The sequence below is a fragment of the Paraburkholderia madseniana genome (assembly GCF_009690905.1).
Lineage (GTDB): Bacteria > Pseudomonadota > Gammaproteobacteria > Burkholderiales > Burkholderiaceae > Paraburkholderia > Paraburkholderia madseniana.
In genome coordinates, this window is record NZ_VOSW01000080.1 from 19,689 (window position 1) to 42,675 (window position 22,987).

A 22,987-nucleotide genomic window follows, 5' to 3' on the forward strand; every position below is an offset into this window, starting at 1 on the left:
TATACGCCATACGCCAGGCGTCGCGCGTTAACACAAAATTGATTCGCGACGCGGCAGCTTTTGCGCGTCGTTGAGGCGCGTGCCGCTAGAGTGGTTGGGTGTCAACAACGCGCGCCGCCTCGCCGAATCGGCGCAATCATGATGCTCACGTCCGTTGCAACGTCCGAAGTCTCCGTCCCGCGCGCACCGCGCGAATCACGCCTTCCCCGCCGCACGCATGTCGTCGTTCCGCTTGTGATTATCGACGTCACCGTGCCCGGCACTTCGTCGGCACATGGACGGCGCGCGTTGCATACCGCCCTCGGCGACGATCTGCGCCTCTACGTCATGACCGTCGACCAGCAACACGAGCGCGTGACCTTTCGTGTCGAAGTCACCTCGCGCACCCTCGACGACGTGATCAGCCTGCTGACAAGCGCCCTCGACCGCGCCACGCTCGGCCGCGCGCAAGCCACCGTGATCCGCCGTCCGCGCGACTATTGACATAGATCAATGCTTGCACGGGCGACTTGCTAGCCGTCCCCCAACCCTTTACACATCTTTGCAATTGCCCACGGGTGGCCGTGTAGAGTCGCCGCTCCTGTTATCGCGTGTTCCCTCCCGCAGGCCCCCGCAAGCGTCCCGGTTTCCCCGCCCACGCCGCGGCAATCCAGTGAGATTGCCGCCAGTGCTGTTCGAGTAGTCCAACCCACAGCTCACGATGCATCGCCTCCGCCAGGGACCCGCCTTTTTGCAAAGCGTGATCCTATGTTCCTGTCGTCTCTCGATGCCGCGCGCCGGCATGTCGGTCTTCATTTTCGTTTTCAATTCCGTCTTCAATTTCGTCGTTCAGCCGCAGCGGCACTGGTTGCAGCCGGCGCGCTCGCCGCACTGACCGGCTGCTCCGTCACCTTCCCCACCCCCACGCCGCCGGCCCCCAATGCCGCGTTGATCAACGGCGGCAACGACGGCCTGCTGATTCCACTGCATGTGGAGCGTGCCGACGAAGACCACGCACGCCTCGGCCTGCCGGTCCAGCTCGACGGCAAGCCGGTGTACATGGCGCTCGACACGGGTACGCAAGGTACGCGGGTGTTGAAGTCGGTACTGCCGGGTTCGAACTATGCAAGCGCCGGCGGCGTGACGTCGTTGTCGTTCGCGAACGGTGTGGAGATTCTCGGCTCGGCCGTGAAGGTGCCGTTCAGCCTCGCCGGCACCACCCCAACGCCGATCACCGCGCAAGCGGTGGATGTCATACGCTGCCTGCCAAACGCGCGGAAGTGCGCCGGGATGGACGGCTACACCGGTGAATTCGGCTGGGCGTTTTCCGGCATCGTCGGCGTCGGCGCCGCGCAGCCCGACGACAACAGCTACACGCAACCGCTGCGCGCATTGCCCGGCAACATCGGCCAACGCTATCTGGTGCACTCGAACTTCACGAAGCCGTACATGGTGTTGAGCCCCTCGAGCACCATTACCAAGGACTACACGATGGTGCCGATGACAATGTCGAAAGACGGCACGGCGCAATGGCCGCGAGGCTGCGTGAATGTGGGCAACAAGATGACCTTCTGCGCGCCGCTGGTGTTCGCAACCGGCAGCACCGGCATGATCCGCCTCGAAATGGACAAAGCGCCCAACTGGACCGGTGACGGCGATGTCGGCAATGTGCTCGATCAGGGCAACTATGAGACGGCCATCGGCAGCGGCGCGTGGGTGCACCGTTACGAGAAGGCGCAAGTCACGATCGTCAAGGCGAAGCCGGACGCTAACCGCATCGTGGTCGGTTTGATGGCTATGCAGAACATCGACGTGCTGTTCGATTTCCCGCGCGGGCAGTTCGGTTTGTATGCCGCGAAAGAGAGCGAGCGATTCGCCCCGTGATAGTCATCGATCAATAAAGAAAGGCCGTGCAAAAAATTCGCACGGCCTTTTTCATTTGAGCAAGCGCCATACACAAACGCGCCCGCGTCACTCCATACTGAGCGGATTCACGTGCCAGATATTGCGCGCATATTCGCCGATGGTGCGGTCCGACGAAAACTGTCCCATGCCCGCGACGTTCTCGATCGCGCTCTCGGTCCACGCGCGCTTGTCGACGAAACGCGCATCCACTTCGTCCTGCGCTTTCGCAAACGCGGCGAAATCGGCGAGCACCATATAGTGATCGCCCCAATCCACCAACGTGTGGAAAATGTCCGAAAAGCGCAGCGGATCATCCGGTGAGAAGTAACCCGTGCGAATCTGGTCGAGCGCCATGCGCAGTTCCGGATTCTCCTCGTACACTTGCCGCGGCCGGTAGCCGGTGGCGCGCAGGTTGTCCACTTCGTCGGCGGTATGGCCGAAGATGAAAATGTTCTCTCGTCCCACTGCGTCGCAGATCTCGATGTTCGCGCCGTCCATCGTGCCGATCGTCAACGCACCGTTCAACGCGAGCTTCATGTTGCCGGTGCCTGACGCTTCGGTGCCGGCCATTGAAATCTGCTCGGACAGATCGGCCGCCGGAATGATCAACTCGGCCACGCTCACGCCGTAGTTCGGCACGAACACCACCTTGAGACGATCGCCGATCAACGGATCGTGATTGACCTTCTCGCTGACATCGCCAATCAGCTTGATGATCGTCTTCGCCATGCGATACGCGGACGCAGCCTTGCCGGCGAACATCACCACGCGCGGTACCCAATCGCGCTCCGGATTCGCGCGAATCTGGTTGTAGCGCACGATCACGTGCAACACGTTCAGCAACTGCCGCTTGTATTCGTGAATGCGCTTGACCTGAAGGTCGAACAACGCATCGGGATCGAAGTTCAGTTTCGTGTGATGCGCAAGCCGCTGCACGAGCCGCAGTTTGTTCTGCCGCTTCGCTTCATGAAAGGCGTCGATGAACGCGCTGTCGTTGCGCAGATTGCGCAGTTGCTCCAGCTCGAACAGATTGCTGCGCCAATGCTTGCCGATCTGCTGATCGATCAGCGACGACAGCGACGGACTCGCCTGCGCCAGCCAGCGCCGCGGCGTGATGCCGTTGGTGACGTTAGTGAAGCGGTCCGGATAGATGCGTGCAAAGTCGGCGAAAATATCGCGCGTCATCAGTTGCGAATGCAGCTTCGATACACCGTTCACCTTGTGACTCGCGACGATCGCCAGATACGCCATCCGCACACGCCGCTGGCCATATTCGTCGACCAGCGAAATGCGGCGGATCATCTCGCCGTCATGTCCCGATTGCTCGCTGACATGCTTGAGAAAGCCCGCGTTGATCTCGAAGATGATCTCCAGATGCCGCGGCAAAAGACGCGCAAGCATCTCGACGTCCCACGTTTCGAGCGCTTCGGGCATCAAGGTGTGGTTCGTGTACGAGAAGATCTTCGTGACGTGATGCCACGCCTTGTCCCACGGCTGATGATGAACATCCACCAGCAAACGCATCAGTTCCGGAATCGCCAGAACCGGGTGCGTGTCGTTCAAATGCACCGCCACCTTTTCGGAAAAGCGACCAAACGTACTGTGCGTGCGCTGATAGCGGCGAATCAGATCCTGCATGGTCGCCGAGACGAAGAAGTATTCCTGCCGCAGCCGCAGTTCGCGGCCGGCCGGTGTCGAGTCGTCCGGATACAGCAGGCGCGAGACGTTCTCCGACATGTTCTTCGTATCGACCGCGTTGCGGTAGTCGCCACGATTGAACGCGCCGAGGTCGAGTTCTTCGGTGGCGCGCGCCGACCATAGGCGCAGCGTATTGGTCGCGTCCGTCGCGTAGCCCGGAATGACGGTGTCATACGCGGTTGCGTTCACATGCTCGGTGTCGATCCACTCCACATGCTCGCCGCGCTGCACCGTGCGCCCGCCGAAATGCACCATGTACTTGATCTCGGGCCGCGGAAACTCCCACGGATTGCCCGCGCGCAGCCAGTAGTCCGGCGCTTCGACCTGCTCGCCGTCGACGATCTCCTGACGGAACATGCCGTATTCGTAACGGATGCCGTAGCCGAAACCCGGAATGCCGAGCGTCGCCATCGAATCGAGAAAACAGGCGGCGAGCCGCCCGAGGCCGCCGTTGCCGAGGGCCGCGTCCGGCTCGATATTGACCAGCGTCTCCATGTCGACGCCGAGACCCGCGAGCGCTTCCTTCATCTGATCGTGGATGCCGAGCGCCAGCAACGCGTTCGTAAACGTGCGGCCGATCAGGAATTCCATCGACAGGTAGTAGACGCGTTTGACGTCCTGTTCGTACTGCAGGCGCGTGGTCTTCATCCAGCGCGCGACCAGCCGGTCGCGCACGGCGAGCGCCGCGGCGTGCAGCCAGTCATGGGGATGAGCGGTGACGGCGTCCTTGCCGACGCCGTACATCATGCGATTGGAAATTGAGCGCCGTAGCGCGTCGACGGTACTGTTGAGCTGGTCGAAATCCAGATCGACGGCTGTCATCGAAGCCTCCGGGAAATAACGACGCGACATACGCGAACCGCATAGATGACGGACGGGAGGCGCGGGTCGGTCAGGCGGGTTAACAAACAGAGTACGACATTTTACGGCGCGCGGACACCGGCGAGCGCGAGCGGGTGTTCATGCACATGCCATGCCCGCCGACATGCGGGGCTTCACGCAATTCGCACGCATTCCGCGCACGCACGCGGTGCAGAGGCAGTCTGTGCGCGGCACTGGGCGCGTGCATCGGCCCGCAAAACAGGCAAACGACGGCAAGCAATGAAAGCCGACTGCATGGGAGAGGCAGCATGATTATCTTTTTCGACGTGTGACGTGGCGATGAATGCGTTGACTGGTTCGATAAGTGGTCAAATCGGAGCGCCTCGTCTGCTGAACTGTTATGCCGGGCGATATGCGACAACGCTGGGCCACGCCGATTCGAAGACGCCGCGCGGGCTTGACCGTTAGTTGCATTGTGGACGTCCGACCGAGTGCCCCGCCCTGCCGGCCTCCCAGCACGATTTCCACGTCTCTGTAACAATCACTTCATTCGCCGCGCGCGCCGCTCTGACCGCTGGACTCGGGCCCCGCGCTTCATGCCTCGCAACCCTGCCGCCTGCACGCCGCCGCGCTGTCCCTCCGACGCACCCGGCGCTGCGGCATGCATAACCCGACGAGCCACGCCTTGTCCGACAAACCCAGCGCCACCCGTGGCGCCACGCTCGACCAGACCTTTCCAGCGGACGGCCCGATGAGCGCCGCCAATCGCCGCGCGATGGCCGCGATCATGCTCGCAGTCGCGCTCGCCACGCTCGACACCGCGATCGCCAACACCGCCCTGCCCGCCATCGCCGCGGATCTGCACGCGGCGCCCGCGGCGTCGGTGTGGATCATCAACGCCTACCAGCTCGCGATGGTCGCGACACTGCTGCCGCTTGCCGCACTCGGCGACATCGTCGGGCATCGCAGGATTTATATCGGCGGCATTGCGCTGTTCACGCTGGCGTCGCTGGCTTGCTCGCTCGCTTCGACACTGCCGCTGCTGGCCGCCGCGCGCGTGCTGCAAGGGCTCGGCGCGAGCGCGATCATGAGCGTCAATACGGCGCTGATCCGCTATCTATATCCGCCGCATCGGCTCGGACGCGGCCTCGGCACTAACGCGTTGATCGTCGGCGTGTCGTTCGCGGTCGGGCCGACGGTAGCGTCGCTGATTCTGTCCGTTGCCGCATGGCCGTGGCTGTTCGCGGTCAATGTGCCGCTCGGCCTGCTGGCGCTGGCCTTCGCGTGGCCCGCGCTGCCGCACACGGAGCGCGGCAAACACAACTTCGACCCGATTGCGGCGCTCCTCAACGTGATCACCTTCGCCGCGCTGATCCTCGCGCTGGGCGAAGCGGCCCAGCGCGCCTCGACGCAACTGGTGCTGAGCGCGGCCGCGATCGCCGTGGTGTTCGGTGTGTTGCTGATTCGCCGTGAAGCCGGTCACCCCGCGCCGATGCTGCCGGTCGATCTGTTCAAGCGGCCGGTGTTTGCGTTGTCGGCGGTGACCGCGGTGTGCTCGTTCGCCGCGCAAGGGCTGGCGTTCGTGTCGCTGCCTTTCTACTTCGAGGACGTGTTGCATCGCAGCCAGGTCGAGACCGGCTTTCTGATGACGCCGTGGCCCGTGGTGGTCGCACTGGCCGCGCCGCTGGCGGGCAGTCTGTCCGACCGCTATCCACCGGGCCTGCTGGGCGCGATCGGCCTTGCGGTGATGTCGGCGGGGATGGCGTCGCTGGCGTTGTTGCCGGTGCATCCGCATGTGCTCGACATCGGCATCCGCATGGCGATTTGCGGCGCGGGCTTCGGCTTCTTCCAGTCACCTAACCTGAAGGCATTGATGGCGAGCGCGCCGCCCGAGCGCAGCGGCGGCGCCAGCGGCATCGTCGCGACTGCCCGGCTGCTTGGGCAGACCACCGGTGCAGCGCTGGTCGCGCTGAGCTTCGGCATCGCCGGCCGGCATGGACCCACACTCGCGCTCAGCGCCGGCGCCTTCTTTGCAGGCGCGGCGAGCCTTGCGAGCGGACTGCGGCTGTTCGCGCCGTCGCATCGCGCGGGCGTGCACGCGAAAGCGTCGGCGGAGTAAACAAAAAGGGCGCACTGCTGTGGCAGTGCGCCCTTTTTTCCTTCCCGGCATTTCGATTAATGCGCGGCGAAATACCCTTTCACTGCGCCGATAAACGTATCGATATCCGCACGCGACACATCCTTATGCGTGACGAAGCGCGACGCGTAGAGCATCTGCGTGAGGATGCCGCGCTCCTTGAGCCACGCTTCGAGCGGTACGCAATGCTGCTGCGGAAAATGCGCGAACACCATGTTGGTCGCGATCGACTGCACCTTGACCTGGTCGATCGATTCCAGACCGGCCGCCAGATGCGCGGCGTTCGCGTGATCGTCGGCGAGACGCTCGACGTTGTGATTCAGCGCATACAGGCATGCGGCTGCCAGCACGCCGGCCTGGCGCATCCCGCCGCCCAGCACCTTGCGCCAGCGATGCGCCACATCGATCAGCGCCTGGCTGCCCACCAGAACCGAGCCGACCGGCGCGCCCAGGCCCTTCGAAAAACAGATCGAGACTGAATCGAACCGTTCGCACAACGCCGCAACCGGCTTGCCCGATGCAACCGCCGCGTTGTAGACCCGCGCGCCGTCGAGGTGAGCCGACAAGCCATGCCGGCGCGCCAACTGCACCGCCTCGTCGACGTAACCCGCCGGCAGCACCTTGCCGCCGATGGTGTTTTCCAGCGCCAGCAGCCGCGTGCGCGCGAAGTGGTTGTCGATCGGCTTGATCGCGGCCGCGATCTTCTCGAGCGGGATCGAACCGTCGGCGGCATTCTCGAGCGGCTGCGGCTGGATGCTGCCGAGCACCGCCGCGCCGCCGCCTTCGTACTTATAGGTATGCGCCAACTGGCCGACGATGTATTCGTCGCCGCGCGCGCAATGCGCCATCAACGCCGCCAGATTGCTTTGCGTGCCGCTCGGGAAGAACAGGCCGGCTTCCTTGCCGGTGCGCTCCGCGACCGTTGCTTGCAGGCGCAGCACGGTTGGGTCGTCGCCCCAGACGTCGTCGCCCACTTCGGCGGCCGACATCGCCGCGAGCATGGCAGGAGTTGGACGGGTTACGGTGTCGCTGCGCAAATCGATCATGGTGAGAGCCTCGTGTGTCCCTGTTTGTGTCAATGCATGACAGCCTGTGACCGCCGGCCCGCGCACCGCTTCATCTGCTTCGATGAACGGCCACGACTCCGGCTGTTGAGCCACACAGTGTATTCAATTAATTAACTCGGCGCTGAAAACCGCGCTAGTAAGCGGGGCTCACCCACCCGACTTCGGTAGCCACGCAAGCGGGTCGACCGGCTGGCCGTTCTGGCGGACTTCGAACTGGATCGACGCCACGCCCCGGCTATCCACGCCGACTTCGCCGATGGTTTGTCCTTGCGCGACAGCGTCGCCTTCCTTGACCAGCAGCGTGCTGTTCTGCCCGTAGGCGGTAATCAGCGAGTCGTCGTGCTTGATGATGATGAGTGGACCGTACGCCTCGATACCCGTGCCGGCGTAAACGACCCGGCCGGTCGCGGCGGCCTTGACCGGATCGCCTGCGCGACCGCCGATCACGATACCGTTCGACTTGCCCGGCGCAAAGGCTTTCAGCACGGGACCCCGCAACGGCCACAGCAGCACGCCTTGCTGCGCGACGCCAGCCGCACCGGGCGTGGCGGCAGCGCCATTCTGACCGGCCACGTTGACCGGCGGCGTCACCACGCTACCCGACGCCATTGGCGGCGCCACCCGCAGCACCTGCCCCGGATTGATCGCCGCATTCGATGCGAGGCCGTTCCATGTCGCGATCTCCTGCGGCTTGCGACCGTACGCCGACGCGATGCCCGCCAGCGTGTCACCCGGATTGGCGCGGTAGTAACCGGCCGGCACAGGGACCGTGCCGAGGGTAGTCGGGCGGGACGGCGCGCTGCTATAGAACGGCGTGCTTTCCCACGGCATCGACGTACAACCGCTGATCATCACGCCGAGCGTCGCCGAGATCAGCAACCGGGCCGCCGTGAATTGCCATTGTCTTGTCATGTGATTTTCCTCGACACTTAGATTCAATCGGATTCAATCAGCCCCAAGCATTCGCCGTGCCGCTCGCTACGGGCGCCGCGGCGCCTATCCATTATGCCGCCGTGCGCGTTGGCGACGATTTCGACACGGCATGGGCCAAGGAACCGTCAGACACTGCCCTCGGCCTCGACCACCAGAATGCGCGCCACGCCGATCGGATGTGCAACATGTTCGGTGCCCACCGACGCGTAGAACACATCGCCCGTTTCCAGAATCGCCGACTGTTCGACGCCGCCTTCGCGATAGCGCATCTCCACGCGGCCGTCGAGCACGGCGAACACTTCCTCGCCGTCGTTGACATGCCACTTGTATGGCTGATCGGTCCAATGCAGGCGCGTCGTGATGCCGCCCATGTTGGCGATATCGAGCGCGCCCCACGGACGCGTCGCGGTGAAGCTCTTGCTGCGAATGATCTTCATGGTGAATAGTGGGTTGAGAAACAGTCGCTGTCGAGGCGTTATCCGTGCCGCATACCGAGCCGCCCGGCCCAGCAGGATCACGCGTTTCGACGGCCCCCATTATAGGTGTTGTGGCAGGCCCGACCGCCGCCGCACGGCCGCGCGAGGGCATTCGTGTGATTATTGAATCCTTTCAACCCTCGCCTATACTCAGTCATGCTGCCGCAACGCACCGTACACAAACGCCTGGATCCTGCGAGGAGTTGAGGATGAACAAAGCCACGTTTCTGGCCGTGCAACTCAACGTCGACGATGTTGCGGCGTCGCCCGGTTTGGTCGAGTTGCTGAACACCCATCTGGTTTTCGCGGCAGACGTCGCCGAAGCCGCCGACGCACTGGTCCAACTGGCCAGCATCGCGGGATTGTCGAGCGGCGTCGAAGCCAGCGTCGAGATTCCGGCTCTGGCGATCGAACGGCTGCGCGAGGCGCTCGACAATCTCAGCGGTTACGACGAATCCTGGTTGCTTGCTCTCGAACCCAGCCGCGCGCTGTTCGATGAAATAGGCCGCCGGCATCGCACCTTGCATTAAAGCCGCGCTCGCGGAAAACGCATCTGCACTGCCGCGCACCCCGGTGCTCAGCGATAGCGCCGCCGGTCCGCCACTTTTCGCTCACCGCCCGAACCGCCAGATTGTCCGGCATGCATGACTGTCGACGCCGTCTGAAGGTTTCGGGCGAGTCAACCGGAGGAACCGCCGTGAAAAGTCTCCTGAATCGCCGCAGCGTGCTGGCAGGCCCATCGCATCTCGTGCAGGTCGCTCGAGAGAACGCCGCCGATCCCGTAACGCCCGACGACAGCGAGGAGGCGGCGCTGGCCGCGGCGGCCGGCGTCGCGTCCGCTGTCGCTGCCGCTGGGGCACCTGCCGCACCAACCGCCGAGCCGGCGCGGCCGGTGACGACGTTACGGCCAGTGCCGGTGGTGCCCTCGCAGGTCAGCGCGCGCGGCGTGCAGATGGCCGACACCGCCGAAATCGAATGGCTCGCCGAAGAAGAAGCGCTGACACCGTTCCGCGTGTTCCGCAGCTTCGCCTATTCGGTCAGTCTGCTGTTCCACGCGAAGGAACTGACGTACTACGTCGCGCTTTATCAGGACGGCTCGCTGTGGCGCGCGCTCAAAGCCGCCGACCTCGAAGCCGCGGAAGCCGCCTTCCATCACTTCGAGGAACAGGCGACGCGGCTCTCGGAAGGCGAAACACGCCGCGCGCAACTCGAGGCACAAAACGAACAGCTTGCGCGCATGATCGCGCGCTCCGAGGCGCAGGCCGAACGGCTGCGCACGGACCTGCAACGGCGCGGCGCGCAGGAACAGACCGTGTCGAACCGGCAGCATCAGGTGCGCAAGGAGGTGTCGCAACTGGAAGCGCAACGCGTCGCCGCGCAGGCGCATCTGAACAAGGCGCATCGGCAGATTCACCAGCTCAATCTGACCAGCAACGAAGGGATTCCGCATTTGCCGAACCGTTGAAGCGCGCCTTCAAATCGATCTGACGGCCAGGCTATAGGCTTGGCCGTAAACGACAAAACGCCGCCCGGCAATCCGGTCGGCGTTTTTTTCATTACCCGCCGCCTGTCAGCCAGGCGGCGTTCACATCAACTTTGGCGAATTAGTTGCCGAAGTAGACCGAGTTACGGTCGTTGCCGGTCACCGGACGGCCGGCTTGCGAGGTACCAGCGATCGGTGCGCCGTAGCCGCTGTTCACAGCTTGAGCGGTGCCGTTCTGTGCATCGACGCGGGCTTGCGCAGCCTGCAGGTTAGCCGGGTAGTCGACATGATCGCCGATCGGGTTGTAACCGGCCTTTTCCAGTTGCACCAGTTGGGCGCGCACTTCAGCGCGAGTAAGCGGCTGGTTCGATTGAGCAAACGAAGCAACAGGAGCAACCAGAGCGGCAGCGACGACGACAGCAGAGATAAGAGTCTTCATGATGTAAACCTCCAGAACTTGTATTTAATGCGCTTTGGGCTCGTTGTCCCGTAGCGCTTAAATAGGAGTTTAGGAGCGTCGACATCTAGGGGAAACCCCTGAAACGATGAAACTCTATTCCAAAATTCGCAATAGTAGACGGTCCGGCGTGCTGCCACGCTATCTGTCCGATAGCTATCAGCAATAATTGCCCGTCTCGATTTCAATCGCTAGCGTGGCCCGGCGCGCCTTGCTGCAAGCGCGCGCCGGGTCACGATTCAAACGATCAGCTCCAGTTCGCGTGGAAGCTGCCCGGCTTGTCGATGCGCTCGAACGTATGCGCGCCGAAGAAATCGCGTTGAGCCTGCACCAGGTTCGCCGGCAGGCGTTCCGACCGATACGCGTCGAAATAGGCGACGGCCGACGCGAATGCCGGCACCGGCACGCCCGCATTGATGGCGGCAATCACAACTTCGCGCAACGCCGACTGATAGTTCTTCGCGATATCGCGGAAGTACGGATCGAGCAGCAGATTGGCGATTGCCTTGTCTTTCGTATAGGCGTCGGTGATCTTCTGCAGGAAGCGGGCGCGGATGATACAGCCGGCGCGGAAAATCTTCGCGATTCCGCCGTAGTCCAGATCCCACTTGTACTCTTCCGATGCCGCGCGCAGTTGCGCGAAACCTTGCGCGTACGAAATCACCTTGCTGAAGTACAGCGCACGCCGCACCGATTCGATGAACGCGTCACGCTCGGCGTCGAGCGGCTTGGCTGCCGGCCCTTCCAGCACCTTGCTCGCCGCCACGCGCTGAACTTTCAGCGACGACAACACACGCGCGAACACGGCTTCCGTAATCAGCGGCAGCGGTGCACCGAGGTCGAGCGCGTTCTGGCTGGTCCACTTGCCGGTGCCCTTCTGCGCCGCGCGATCGAGGATCACGTCGACCAGATCCTTGCCGGTTTCTTCGTCTTTCTTCTTGAAGATCTTCGAGGTGATTTCGATCAGGTAGCTGTCGAGCTCGCCCTCGTTCCATTCGGTGTAGACCTTGGCCAGCTCCTCGTTCGACAGACCGACGACCTGCTTGAGCACCGCATAGCTCTCGGCGATCAATTGCATGTCGCCGTATTCGATGCCGTTGTGCACCATTTTCACGAAGTGGCCCGCGCCGTCCGGACCCATGTACGCGACGCACGGCTCGCCGTCCGGCGCCTTGGCGGCGATTTCGGTGAGGATCGGCGCGACGAGATCATAGGCGTCGCGCTGGCCGCCCGGCATGATCGACGGGCCTTTCAATGCGCCCTCTTCGCCGCCCGACACGCCCGTGCCGATGAAATGCAGGCCGGCTTTCGCCAGTTCCTGATTGCGGCGGATGGTGTCGGTGAAATGCGTATTGCCGCCGTCGATCAGGATGTCGCCCTTGTCCAGCAGCGGCTTGAGTTGCGCGATGGTGGCGTCGGTCGGCTCGCCTGCCTTGACCATCAGCAGAATGCGGCGCGGTTTTTCCAGCGACTCCACGAAGTCTTCCAGCGTGAAGGCCGGCACCAGCTTCTTGTCCGGATATTCGGCGATGAGTTCGTCGGTTTTCTCGCGGCTACGGTTGTACACCGAGACCGCGTGGCCGCGGCTTTCGATGTTGAGCGCCAGATTGCGGCCCATGACCGCTAGCCCCACCACGCCGATTGCCTGTTTGCCCATGTGAATTCTCCAGAGTCCAAAAAATGTCGAGACGCTGCGCCGGAAAGAACGTCGGCGGAACGTCGAGGGTGAAAGGATAAAAGAAATGCCGGCTTGCCGCTCGCTGGCGCGCATTGATACTCAACGAGTGGGCTTTCCACTGTATGCGGGCCTCACGAGATACTTTATGCGGCGCCCGGTGATGCGCTTTATGACGCACCGCACTACGCAACGTCCGTCAGACCCGCGCCACGTCCACGCGTTTCCTGAAAACCAGACTGAAATTGTTGGCCGGCATCGCGATCGGCTCGTCGCACACGAGCCCGACCGATGCGCCCAACGCTACCACCGCTTCCATGTCGCGCACGCCCCACGCGGGGTCGCGGCTGCGCAATTGCTGATCGAACGCATCGTTGCTCGGCGAGGTTTGCGCGCCACCAAGTTTGTAAGGGCCGTACAGATACAGTACACCGCCGTCGACCAGTCGGCGGCTCGCGCCGGCGAATAGCGCTTCTGTCGCGCTCCACGGCGAGATGTGAATCATGTTGATACAGACCACGGCGTCGAACTGATCGAGCTTGTCCAGCGTTTGCGCGCCCCACTCCGGCTGATGCACATCGAGCGCGAGCGGTGCGCGCACGTTCGCCAGCCCTGCATGCGCGACCCACGCGGCAATCGACGCACGCGCATCCGCATCGATATCGCTCGGTTGCCAGTCAAGCCCAGGCAATGCGCCGGCGAAGCAGATAGCATGCTGCCCCGTGCCGCTCGCGATTTCCAGCACGCGGCCGGTGGCCGGCAGCACTTCGCGCAATACGGCAAGGATCGGTTCGCGATTACGTTCGGCGGACGGCGAGTGTTGCCGCAGCGCCGGATGGGAATCAGTCATGTTCACGTTGTTTCAGTACAGGGCCGTGCGCACGCGTTCGGCGAGTTCACGGTCATAGGTCGCGGCATCGAAACTCGCGCCGTTGATGCGCCGGTGGATCTCGCCGGCACTCGGCAGGCGCGAACGTTCGACGTGACGCGCGGGATCCCACAGTTTCGAGCGCACCAGCGCCTTCGAGCAATGAAAGTACACCGCGTCGACGTCGATCAGCAGCACGGTGCGCGGCAGTTTACCTTCGACGGCGAAACTGTCCAGCAATTCCGGATCGTTCGAAATGCGGCCGCGGCCGTTCACGCGCAAACTTTCGCCGACGCCCGGAATGATGAACAGCAGCGCCAGATGCGGCTCAACGATGATATTGCGCAGACTGTCGACGCGATTGTTGCCGATGCGGTCCGGCAGCGCGAGCGTGCGTTCGTCGATCACCCGCACGAAGCCCGGCGCGTCGCCGCGCGGCGAACAGTCGAGGCCTTCCGGGCCGGCGGTGGCGAGCACGACGAAGGGCGCGACTTCGATGAACGCGCGATAGTCTTCGTTGACGTAGGGAATCTCTTTCTTCACCGCGCGTTCGTGGGGCTGACCATAGATTGCTTCGAGCTGTTCGATCGTCGTCAACATCGGCGTTCCTTTTGCGGGACGGTTGCTTTTCGTGAGAGCGGCGCTGCGTGGGATTGGGATTATCGACGATTTATGCGGGCCGCGCGCTGATCGGGAGGCTCAGGCGGTCCGCTCAATCCAGTGCCAGACGGCCCGCCAGCGCGGTCAGCGTGTCGGCACAGCGCGCGGCGATTTTCAGCGACAGCAGCGGATCGGCGCGCGTGCGCCCCAGATTGATCGCGACGATCGGCTTGCCCTGCTTCTGCGCCCACACGCAGAAGCGGTAGCCCGAATAGACCATCAGCGACGAGCCGACCACCAGCACTGCGTCCGCCGCGTCGAGCGCATGCGACGCCGCTTCGACACGCTCGCGCGGCACGCTTTCACCGAAGAACACCACGGCGGGCTTCAATAAACCGCCGCAGTTCGTGCACGCCGGAATGCGAAAAGCGTCGAGATCGTGCCACTCCAGATGCGCGTCGCCGTCGGCGGCGGTTTCGGCAGTGACGTTCAGCAACGCGGGATTGTCGGCTTCCAGCGTGCGCTGGATCGACGCGCGTGAATGCTGCATGCCGCAGTCCAGACACGTCACGCCGTCGATACCGCCATGCAGTTCGATCACCTCGCGGCTGCCCGCCCGCTGATGCAAACCGTCGACGTTCTGCGTAACGAGCGTCGGCACATGGCCCGCGGCCTCGAGCCGGGCGAGAGCGGTATGCGCGGCATTCGGCTGCGCGTCGGCCACCACCGGCCAGCCCACCATGCTGCGTGCCCAATAGCGCCGGCGCATCGCGGCGGTGCCGAGAAATTCCTGCAGCGTGATCGGCGGCGAACGTTTCCACTCGCCGTTGTCGTCGCGATAGCCTGGAATGCCGGAGTCAGTGCTGATGCCCGCGCCGGTCAGCACGAACAGACGCGGATAACGCTGCACGAAGGTATGCAGGTCGTCCAGCGTGTGCGTTTCGTTGAAGGGTTCGAGGGGTGCGGACTGAAGGTCGGTCATGACGGGGACGGGGTATGGCTGCGGCCTTGGCGTAAAACCTGAAACACCGTTTAGCGACGCGTACGCGGTTTGCTCGGCCGTGCGTGCACCGTTCGTACCTTTTGCACCTTCAGTGCCGCCTGCCGCGCTTGCCATTCGGCGAGCGCTGACTGATAGCGTTCGAGCGCTTCATCGTAGAGATCGAAGACACACGGATTGCAGCCACTATGACAACAATCGTCGAGGTCGGGCTGCGCGGGCGGCACCGGCTGAGGGTCGTCCTTGGGTGTGGCGCGGGGCACGGCGAATCGCCTTTTCCAGAAGGCGGGAAGCGCCCAGTATAAGTTGATCTTCCGCGATGCGTGCGGCGCCCCGCTCAGCCCCGCCCGACGAACGGCATCTTGCTTGCCATGATGGTCATGAACTGCACATTCACTGACAACGGCAATTCGGCCATATGCAGCACCGCGTCGGCGACGTGCTGCACGTCCATCAACGGCTCGACCGCGATTTCGCCGTTCGCCTGCGGCACGCCGCGCGCCATCCGCTCGGCCATTTCTGTCGCCGCATTGCCGATGTCGATCTGCCCGCACACGATGTCGTATTTGCGGCCGTCGAGCGAAACCGCTTTCGTGATGCCGGTAATCGCGTGCTTGGTCGCCGTGTAGGCGATGCTGTTCGGCCGGGGCGCATGCGCGGAAATCGAGCCATTGTTGATGATGCGGCCGCCCCGCGGCGTCTGCGTTTTCATCAGACCGAAGGCGGCACGTGTGCAAAGAAACACGCCCGTGAGATTGGTGTCGACCACCGAGCGCCATTCGTCGACATCGAGCTCATCGATATCCACCGGCGAGCCGTTGCGGCCCGCGTTGTTGAACAGTACGTCGAGACGGCCGCGCCGCGCGCGGATCGTGTCGAACAGCGCGGCGACGCTGTCGGCATCCGTCACGTCGCAGGCCACTGCAAGCGCGTCGCCGCCCAGTTGCTGCGCTTCTTCGACCACAGCGTCGAGCGGCGCCTGGCGACGGCCGGCGAGTACGACGCTATAACCGTGTTCCAGCATCTTGAGCGCGCAGGCCCGGCCGATGCCGCTGCCCGCGCCCGTCACCAGCGCGACTTTCTTGACTCCCGTTCCTGTCACAGCACCTCCCCTGCTCCGTTTCTTAGGCCTTAGCACCATACAACAGCGGATCGCCCATCACAAATGCAACGGCGCAGCCGTCGCGAAGCATGGCGTCTTTCAGCATTCTTTCATTACTTATCGTTACCTTCCGCAACAGCGTCGCATTGCGCATCAATGGTATCGTTGGCTGTTGCGCGTCACGCGCGCGATTCAGGGCCTTCCCAGGACGGAGGAAGGAAGACAGGAAGCACGCTTTATGAACGAACTTTTCACGCCGCAGCAACGCAACGAGGCTCCGCCGCAGCGCCGCTGGCCGCGCACCAGCTATCCCGCGATGCTCACGGCCACCGCCGCATGGCACGTATTCGTACTGGCGGGCTGGCTGCTGGCACCCGCCGCATGGCCGTGGTGGCTCGCCGCGATCGTCGTGAATCACGCTATTTTCACGGTAGCCGGCCTTTTGCCGCGCACCTCGCTGCTTGGCCCGAACTGGACGCACCTGCCCGCCGGCGCGCGCAACGCAGACGCGATCGCACTGACCATCGACGACGGCCCCGACCCGGTCGTCACCCCGCAAGTGCTGGATCTGCTCGACGCTTTCAAGGTGCGCGCCACCTTCTTCTGTATCGGCGCGAAAGCGCAACGCTACCCGGAACTCGCACGCGAGATCGTCGCACGCGGCCATGCGCTGGAAAACCATTCGCAGGTTCACGTCCACACGTTTTCGATCACGTTTCCGGGCGCGCTCACCCGCGAGATCGGCGCGGCGCAGCGCACCTTCGAGGCATTGAGCGGCGAGCGGCCGATGTTCTTCCGCGCCCCGGCGGGGTTGCGCAACATCTTTCTCGAGCCCGTGCTGCGCAAACTCGATTTGCGACTTGCGGCATGGACGCGGCGCGGCTACGACACGCGCGAGCGCGATCCCCACGTGGTCGCGCACCGGCTGCTCCGCGGCCTTGCGCCGCGCGACATCCTGCTGCTGCACGATGGCAATGCCGCGCTCACCATCGAGGGCAAACCGCTGATACTCGCAGTCCTGCCGCGCGTAATCGACGCGGCGCGCAGCCAGCACCTGCGCTTCGTTACGCTGCGTGAAGCACGCATCGACGACTGAACTGTGAGCAATCTTTCCGCGTGGTTCGGCCACCGGCACGCGGCGAGCCACGCAAACATTGCTTACGCGGCTCAAGCACTGCTCAGGCGCGATTGACTGTTACACGCGGAAATCCGCCGCCATGTCTTCGTCCGTGCGCGCCTCGAGCTCGCCGCTGCGGCAGGCCTTCAGGAACACGTCGTAATCACGCTCCACCTGGTCAGCGTAGCTGGCGGCATAAGCCGCGAGCGACTCCGCAAACTGGTCGCTACGGCCGATATACGCGCTGACTTCGATCGCCTCGCCACTCGCCTTGGCATGCGCGCGCGCCATGATCCAGCCGCAGAGTTTCGCGTACCCCTCCAGCAGGTCGGTGTCGAACAGTTCGATGTTCGCCGACAGCTTCATGTCGCGCAGTTGCCGGAAGTAGAAATGGCGCCCTAACGGCCCGTTCGCCCAGCCGAGAAAGATGTCGCTCGCGGCCTGCAACATGCGCTGCCCTTGCACGACGCGTTCGCCCTCGTGCTTGACGGGAGGCGACTTGTAGTACTGGGCGACCACCGACGGCCGCGCCTCCTTGAGCTGCAGGAACAATGGCTTGCCCATGTGATCCACGTTCAGCACGACCATGCAGCGCGTGCCGACGCTGCCGACGCCCACCACTTTGAATACGATGTCCTGCACGGTGAAATGGCTGAGCAACTCGCGCCGGTCATGCGACATCGTCTTAAGGTACTCGCCCCACATGCGTTCGAGCATCTTGCGCCAGTTGTGGCCCTTGAATGCCTCGGTTTCTTCGGGTGTGAACAGCGTGTTCGCGCCTAGCACGTGGAACAGCGCCGGCGGCGCATCGCGGATCGTCCAGTGGTCGCCGTCGTGCTCGGCCATTTTCTCCAGCAGATTTTCGTGGGTGCGGCTCGCGGCCTTTTCCATGCCGCGCCGCACGATACGGCGGCGCTCGGGGGTCAGCGCGGTTTCCGCCATGCGGTCGAAGGTGATGCGGTCGTACCAGAGTTCGAGCGCGCCGCATTGCGCGTATTGCGCCATGCGGTCGCGGTATTCGGTGACGGCGGTCATCACCAGATTCTCCGCTGCTCCACGACTCAAACGCATATGACGTGCAGCGACCACGAGGCTTGCGGTCAAACGTTTCAGGTCCCATTCGAAGGGACCTGTGGCGACTTCGTCGAAGTCGTTCAGATCGAACACGAGTTGACGCTCCGGTGTCGCGAAGCCGCCGAAATTCATCAAATGGCCGTCGCCGCAAATCGGCATGGTGAGGCCGGTGTCGGGGACACGGCTCAGGTCGTGTGCCTGAATGATCGCGGTGCCGCGATAGAAGGTGAACGGCGACACCGACATACGCCCGTAGCGCAGCGGCACGAGCCTTTCGACTCGCCCCTCGCTGCTTTGCTTGAGCAATTCGATCGGGTTGCGATGCAACTCGCCTACCGCGCGATGGCTCGAACGCTTCGAGTGCTCACGGGCGGCGCGGCCACGGGCCTCCCGTTCGGCGATGGTGCTGGCTTTCATGCTCTTCTCCGGTTTTTTTGTGTGAATCTTTACTATCGGTTCTAGAAGACTGTTTCTGCTGGCACGGTGAGCCATCACCAACGGTAGCCCACACCGCCGAAAATCACATCCGAGTCGCGATCATAGCGTGTCACGACACGATTCCATTCGATCCGCGCATTCCAGTGATCGGTCAGGCGATAGGAGCCGGCGATCGTGACGAGGCCCGAAAACTTCCCGGCGCCCGGCCCTGGCGTCAGGCTGTTCTCGTTTTCGTTGATCGCATAGTAGGTGCCGACGCCGAGCCCGAGCGATACCTTATCGTTGAGGAAGGCACGCGTCGCCCACAGTTGGCTGGTCAAGCCGTCGCGGCGCGCCACCTTGCTGCTGCCCTCGTGAAGATAGCCAACCGTCACATCGAGGTATTTCGCGAGGCCGCGACGGTACTCGATCGCGCCGCCAAGTGCAGTCGGCGAGCTGGTCGAATTGATGATGGTTTCGCCGAGGTACACCGCCACCTCGTTGTTGGTGACCTTTTGCGTACTGCCGCTCGCCCAGTCGCGTGGACCGGGTGTGCCCGGGGCATCGAGCTGATAGCCGACGCCGAACATCACGCTGGTCGCATCCGGCCCGCGCTGCACATGCACGCGATTCAACTGCAGTTGCGTGATCCACCGGCTCGACGCGTAGTACGCCGCGCGCACGCTATACACGACGCCCCAGCCGTGAGTGTCCGAATAGCTCCCGCCTTGCACGGCCGTGGTGGTGTCGAAGTAACGGTATGGACCGACGCCCGCCTGCAGGACGAACTGCGGGCTCCCGACGGGAATACGGCCCCATAGCTGGATCATCTGGCCGTCGCGATGATGATTGGGAATGTGCCCTTCATTCAGCCACGTGAAGCTCGCGGCGAAGTATTGCCCGAGCCCTTCCTGATAGTCGATTGCCCACGTGTAGGTGTTCGTGCTGCCCGCGCGCGAGCCGCCGCCGAATAGGGAAAACTCCTGGGCGTGAGCCGCGTTGGACGCAAATAGAAGCCCGAGACCGGCAATGCAGGAGGCCGCTTTGGTCGTCAGCTTGATGTTCTCGGCAGAATTCAGATTCCACATGCTTTTCGCATCTCCGGATGGGCCGCTGTCGCTGCCGGCATTCGTGAGCCGACGAGAAGCCGCGTGGCGCGCTTTGAGCGCCGGGACCGGCTGTCGTTACAAACTGTTTGCCATGCTAGCAGACCGCCCGGTAAAAATGCCACACCATGCGTTTTGGATAACCCGATCATGCAGCCACATCCTCAATCATCCGGTCCGCAAATCCCCCCTATTGGTTGCGGCCACAACGACTGGTCGCAACACGACGGACAAAATTACCGGAAGTCGATTCACCCGATTAACCAATTGGTGAATATTTTTATTTTCACGGATGCGCACACTTCAGACGTCGCGACTCTGGCCGTTTACCTGTACATACAGAATACTAGTGGCGCCTTCGAAAAAGCCCTTGAAATAGGGCCTGTTCCACCGAACGTGCGTCGTGCAAGATAATGGAGAGAGCATGTTTGTCGCAATCGGCTGGGTAGTGGTAATCGCTTCTGTGATCGGTAGTTTTGTCGGCGTAGGCGGGCATCTTCCCGCGCTTGTTCAACCGTTCGAATTGCTATGCATTTTTGGCGCGGCGATCGGCGCGTTTGTCGTAAGCAATCCGACCGCCACGCTGAAGAAAACGATCAAGGCGATTCCTTCGTGTTTCAAAAGCGGTGGGTATACGAAGGAAAAATATCTTGAACTGATCGCGCTGCTTTACGAGTTGCTTCAGAAGGCACGCAAGGAAGGCATGATGTCGCTCGAAGCCGACGTCGCCGCGCCCGAAGAAAGCGTGCTGTTCCAGAAGTATTCGCACGTGCTGGAGGACCGGCATCTGCTCGACTTTATCGTCGACTATTTGCGCATGATGTCCGGCGGCAACGTGAACGTGCTTGAAGTGCAGGACCTGATGGACGAAGAACTGGCCACGCATCATGCGGAAGCGTCGATCGCCGCCAACGCGATCCAGAAAATGGCCGACGGCTTACCTGCATTCGGCATTGTTGCCGCCGTGATGGGTGTGGTTCATACGATGGGCTCGGTCGGTGCGCCGCCCGCCGTGCTCGGCGAAATGATCGCCGGCGCACTGGTCGGCACCTTCCTCGGCATTCTTCTCGCCTATGGCTTTATCGGTCCGGTCGCCGATCTGCTCAATGCCAAGGGCCGCGCCGAAGCCAAACCCTATCAGTGCGTGAAGGCCGTGTTGCTCGCCTCGCTCTCCGGGTATGCACCACCGATCGCCGTCGAGTTCGGGCGCAAGGTGCTGTTCACCGCCGACCGTCCGAGCTTCCAGGAACTGGACGACGCCGTGCGCGCCACCAAGATGCCGAAATCGGCCTGACGCGGAGCGGCATCATGAGTGAAAGAAGATCGCGCGCGTCCCAACAGGTCGAAACACCCGCTCCCGTGATCGTGCGCCGCTCGAAAAAGAGCGACGATCATGGCGCCCATCACGCCGGTGCATGGAAAATCGCCTATGCCGACTTCGTCACCGCGATGATGGCATTCTTCCTGCTGATGTGGCTGCTCGGTTCGACGTCGAAGTACGACAAGCAGGGCATCGAAGACTATTTCAACACCCCGCTATCGAGCCTGCTCGGCGGTAACGAGGGCACGGCAGCGGCACGTCCGAGCGTCATCCAGGGCGGCGGGCGCGACATTTCCGACACCCGGCCCGGCGACGGCAAGAAGAGCCAGACCGAACCGACGCCGCCGACCACGGTCCCACCGATCGTGGCGCCAGCGGACGCGGCACGGCTTCAGCAGTTGAAAGAGAGGCTCACCGCCTTGATCGAGCAGAGCCCGGCGTTGAGGGCATTCAAGGATCAGATCCGCATTTCGATCACGAACGAAGGTCTGCGCATCGAGATTGTCGATTCGCAGAATCGTCCGATGTTTCCGTCCGGCAGTTCGAAGTTGCAGCCTTACGCCGTGACGATCCTGACGCAGATCGGCGCCGCGCTCAACGACGTGGAGAACCGCATTTCGATAGCCGGCCATACCGACGCGGTGCCATACACGGCCGGGCCCGAGGGCTACTCGAACTGGGAACTATCGTCCGACCGGGCCAACGCCGCGCGCCGCGCGTTGGTCGCCGGCGGCATGCGCGGCGAGAAGCTGCTGCAGGTGCGCGGACTCGCCGATGTATTGCCGCTGAACAGCAACGTCGCCGACGAACCGACCAATCGGCGGATCAGTATTCTCGTGCTGAATAAGGCTGCGGAACTCGCGTTCTTCCACGACGGCGGCCGTACGGCAATTGATGAAACGTCGCCCGCAAGCTCGGCTATACCCGAGGTAGTGAACCGTTTGCAGCCGGTCAGTGTTTCACGTAGCACGCCGTAGAATTTTTTACGTCGACGTGCTTGGCGTCAGACACGTTGTCGTCAATTCCGCCCTGTTGTTTGGCGGATTTTTGACATTGATGGCGGTATTCGTGGGGATTAATTTCCGGCGGAGACGCTGATAAAAATCACGCGGTTGCATCGCCATCGCACCTCGACGGAGCTAGGCTCCAGATGACCAATGGTTTTCGAAGTACTCTTCGGCGAGCGCAGCGCCGCCGGAAGTATGACACCCTTGTCACTAGCGTATGCAGGTGCACGAACCCAGATTCCAGATGCACCACTACCCTGTGTAAACTACGGGCCCCGCTTAGCAGGAGTGGTTTGAGCCGCTTTCTTTTGCCTACTTTTCTTTGCGGCATGTGTATAGACCGGAGACATAGCTGACAGACGTGCGGGGACATGGTTGACACTTCCGGGTATTAAAACGCCCGGTCCCGACCATGCCCTGGAACGCAAGAGACACCATGAGCCTCCGACAGGAATTTGTTCATCTGGCCAGTCAGAACATGCTGACGATGACCGAGCTGTGCCAGCGCTTTAACATCAGCCGGCAGACCGGCTACAAATGGCTCAATCGCGGCGAGAACGCGCTGTCAGATCAATCCCGGCGCCCTGCCAGCAGTCCCTCGAAGACCCCCGCTGCGATGGAGCAGGAAGTGGTGCGGCTGCGCCAGGCCCATCCGCGCTGGGGCGGGCGCAAGATCCGCCGGCGCCTGCAGGATCTGGGCTTTGAGGCGGTGCCACAGGCCAGCACCGTGACCGACATCCTGC

Annotated in this window: 23 protein-coding genes; 9 read left to right on the forward strand and 14 right to left on the reverse strand. The window is 62.8% G+C overall.

Annotated elements, in window-relative coordinates; genetic code table 11:
* Window positions 1–138: 138 nt before the first annotated feature.
* Both FSO04_RS32625 and FSO04_RS32630 read left to right on the forward strand, forming a co-directional pair.
* A complete protein-coding gene (locus tag FSO04_RS32625; RefSeq protein WP_154565706.1) occupies window positions 139–483 on the forward strand; it encodes a hypothetical protein in 345 nt (114 codons plus the stop codon).
* Between the two features lie 264 nt (window positions 484–747).
* The gene (locus FSO04_RS32630) at window positions 748–1,863 is read left to right on the forward strand and encodes a hypothetical protein (protein WP_154565707.1); all 1,116 of its coding nucleotides are present in this window, start codon (window positions 748–750) and stop codon (window positions 1,861–1,863) included.
* Between the two features lie 87 nt (window positions 1,864–1,950).
* Here the strand turns inward: FSO04_RS32630 and FSO04_RS32635 are convergent, their stop codons facing one another.
* Window positions 1,951–4,404 carry a glycogen/starch/alpha-glucan phosphorylase gene (locus FSO04_RS32635; protein WP_154565708.1) on the reverse strand — a complete coding sequence of 818 codons (2,454 nt, stop codon included), beginning with the start codon at window positions 4,402–4,404 and terminating at the stop codon, window positions 1,951–1,953.
* Between the two features lie 751 nt (window positions 4,405–5,155).
* On the opposite strand from FSO04_RS32635, the gene FSO04_RS32640 reads away from it, so the two are divergent.
* Window positions 5,156–6,523: an MFS transporter gene (locus tag FSO04_RS32640; protein ID WP_174825327.1), complete on the forward strand. Its 1,368-nt coding sequence runs from the start codon at window positions 5,156–5,158 to the stop codon at window positions 6,521–6,523.
* Window positions 6,524–6,579: 56 nt separating this feature from the next.
* Here FSO04_RS32640 and ltaE read toward each other — a convergent pair whose 3' ends face one another.
* The 3 genes from ltaE to FSO04_RS32655 all read right to left on the reverse strand — a co-directional run bounded on the left by ltaE (window position 6,580) and on the right by FSO04_RS32655 (window position 8,978).
* Entirely contained in the window at window positions 6,580–7,587 is a 1,008-nt protein-coding gene (gene ltaE, locus FSO04_RS32645) for a low-specificity L-threonine aldolase (protein ID WP_154565710.1), read from the reverse strand.
* A gap of 168 nt (window positions 7,588–7,755) precedes the next feature.
* A complete protein-coding gene (locus FSO04_RS32650) occupies window positions 7,756–8,520 on the reverse strand; it encodes a murein hydrolase activator EnvC family protein (RefSeq protein WP_154565711.1) in 765 nt (254 codons plus the stop codon).
* Between the two features lie 146 nt (window positions 8,521–8,666).
* Window positions 8,667–8,978, reverse strand: a complete 312-nt coding sequence (locus FSO04_RS32655; protein ID WP_054041883.1) for a cupin domain-containing protein — start codon at window positions 8,976–8,978, stop codon at window positions 8,667–8,669.
* A gap of 248 nt (window positions 8,979–9,226) precedes the next feature.
* Here FSO04_RS32655 and FSO04_RS32660 point away from each other — a divergent pair, with 248 nt between their 5' ends.
* Both FSO04_RS32660 and FSO04_RS32665 read left to right on the forward strand, forming a co-directional pair.
* Complete coding sequence (locus FSO04_RS32660) at window positions 9,227–9,547, forward strand: hypothetical protein (protein WP_054041885.1); 321 nt, start codon at window positions 9,227–9,229, stop codon at window positions 9,545–9,547.
* Window positions 9,548–9,714: 167 nt separating this feature from the next.
* Window positions 9,715–10,482 carry a DUF2968 domain-containing protein gene (locus tag FSO04_RS32665; RefSeq protein ID WP_168435929.1) on the forward strand — a complete coding sequence of 256 codons (768 nt, stop codon included), beginning with the start codon at window positions 9,715–9,717 and terminating at the stop codon, window positions 10,480–10,482.
* A gap of 139 nt (window positions 10,483–10,621) precedes the next feature.
* Here FSO04_RS32665 and FSO04_RS32670 read toward each other — a convergent pair whose 3' ends face one another.
* The 8 genes from FSO04_RS32670 to FSO04_RS48380 form a co-directional block, all read right to left on the reverse strand.
* Window positions 10,622–10,939: a DUF4148 domain-containing protein gene (locus FSO04_RS32670; protein ID WP_154565713.1), complete on the reverse strand. Its 318-nt coding sequence runs from the start codon at window positions 10,937–10,939 to the stop codon at window positions 10,622–10,624.
* A 265-nt stretch (window positions 10,940–11,204) separates the two neighbouring features.
* Window positions 11,205–12,614 carry an NADP-dependent phosphogluconate dehydrogenase gene (gene gndA / locus FSO04_RS32675; protein WP_154565714.1) on the reverse strand — a complete coding sequence of 470 codons (1,410 nt, stop codon included), beginning with the start codon at window positions 12,612–12,614 and terminating at the stop codon, window positions 11,205–11,207.
* Window positions 12,615–12,831: 217 nt separating this feature from the next.
* Window positions 12,832–13,482, reverse strand: coding sequence for a DUF938 domain-containing protein (locus FSO04_RS32680; protein ID WP_154565715.1), 651 nt, complete (start codon window positions 13,480–13,482; stop codon window positions 12,832–12,834).
* Window positions 13,483–13,494: 12 nt separating this feature from the next.
* A complete protein-coding gene (locus FSO04_RS32685; RefSeq protein WP_154565716.1) occupies window positions 13,495–14,100 on the reverse strand; it encodes a pyridoxamine 5'-phosphate oxidase family protein in 606 nt (201 codons plus the stop codon).
* Between the two features lie 112 nt (window positions 14,101–14,212).
* A complete protein-coding gene (locus FSO04_RS32690) occupies window positions 14,213–15,082 on the reverse strand; it encodes an NAD-dependent protein deacetylase (RefSeq protein ID WP_154565717.1) in 870 nt (289 codons plus the stop codon).
* A gap of 50 nt (window positions 15,083–15,132) precedes the next feature.
* Window positions 15,133–15,363 (reverse strand): oxidoreductase-like domain-containing protein, encoded by a 231-nt coding sequence (locus FSO04_RS32695; protein WP_168435930.1) that lies wholly within the window; start codon window positions 15,361–15,363, stop codon window positions 15,133–15,135.
* A gap of 74 nt (window positions 15,364–15,437) precedes the next feature.
* The gene (locus FSO04_RS32700; protein ID WP_168435931.1) at window positions 15,438–16,202 is read right to left on the reverse strand and encodes an SDR family oxidoreductase; all 765 of its coding nucleotides are present in this window, start codon (window positions 16,200–16,202) and stop codon (window positions 15,438–15,440) included.
* 22 nt (window positions 16,203–16,224) lie between these two features.
* Window positions 16,225–16,356 carry a hypothetical protein gene (locus FSO04_RS48380; protein ID WP_267905066.1) on the reverse strand — a complete coding sequence of 44 codons (132 nt, stop codon included), beginning with the start codon at window positions 16,354–16,356 and terminating at the stop codon, window positions 16,225–16,227.
* Between the two features lie 84 nt (window positions 16,357–16,440).
* Between FSO04_RS48380 and FSO04_RS32705 the strand changes: the two genes are divergently transcribed.
* Window positions 16,441–17,298, forward strand: a complete 858-nt coding sequence (locus FSO04_RS32705; protein ID WP_154565719.1) for a polysaccharide deacetylase family protein — start codon at window positions 16,441–16,443, stop codon at window positions 17,296–17,298.
* A 99-nt stretch (window positions 17,299–17,397) separates the two neighbouring features.
* Here the strand turns inward: FSO04_RS32705 and FSO04_RS32710 are convergent, their stop codons facing one another.
* Both FSO04_RS32710 and FSO04_RS32715 read right to left on the reverse strand, forming a co-directional pair.
* Window positions 17,398–18,810, reverse strand: coding sequence for a DUF2252 domain-containing protein (locus tag FSO04_RS32710; RefSeq protein WP_154565720.1), 1,413 nt, complete (start codon window positions 18,808–18,810; stop codon window positions 17,398–17,400).
* A gap of 74 nt (window positions 18,811–18,884) precedes the next feature.
* Window positions 18,885–19,898 (reverse strand): hypothetical protein, encoded by a 1,014-nt coding sequence (locus FSO04_RS32715; protein ID WP_154565721.1) that lies wholly within the window; start codon window positions 19,896–19,898, stop codon window positions 18,885–18,887.
* 442 nt (window positions 19,899–20,340) lie between these two features.
* Here FSO04_RS32715 and motA point away from each other — a divergent pair, with 442 nt between their 5' ends.
* From motA to FSO04_RS32730, 3 genes are all read left to right on the forward strand, one after another.
* Window positions 20,341–21,210, forward strand: coding sequence for a flagellar motor stator protein MotA (motA, locus tag FSO04_RS32720; RefSeq protein WP_154565722.1), 870 nt, complete (start codon window positions 20,341–20,343; stop codon window positions 21,208–21,210).
* A gap of 14 nt (window positions 21,211–21,224) precedes the next feature.
* Window positions 21,225–22,214, forward strand: coding sequence for a flagellar motor protein MotB (motB, locus tag FSO04_RS32725; RefSeq protein ID WP_154565723.1), 990 nt, complete (start codon window positions 21,225–21,227; stop codon window positions 22,212–22,214).
* Window positions 22,215–22,656: 442 nt separating this feature from the next.
* Window positions 22,657–22,987: helix-turn-helix domain-containing protein (locus FSO04_RS32730; protein WP_154565724.1), on the forward strand; the 331-nt coding region annotated here is incomplete at its 3' end.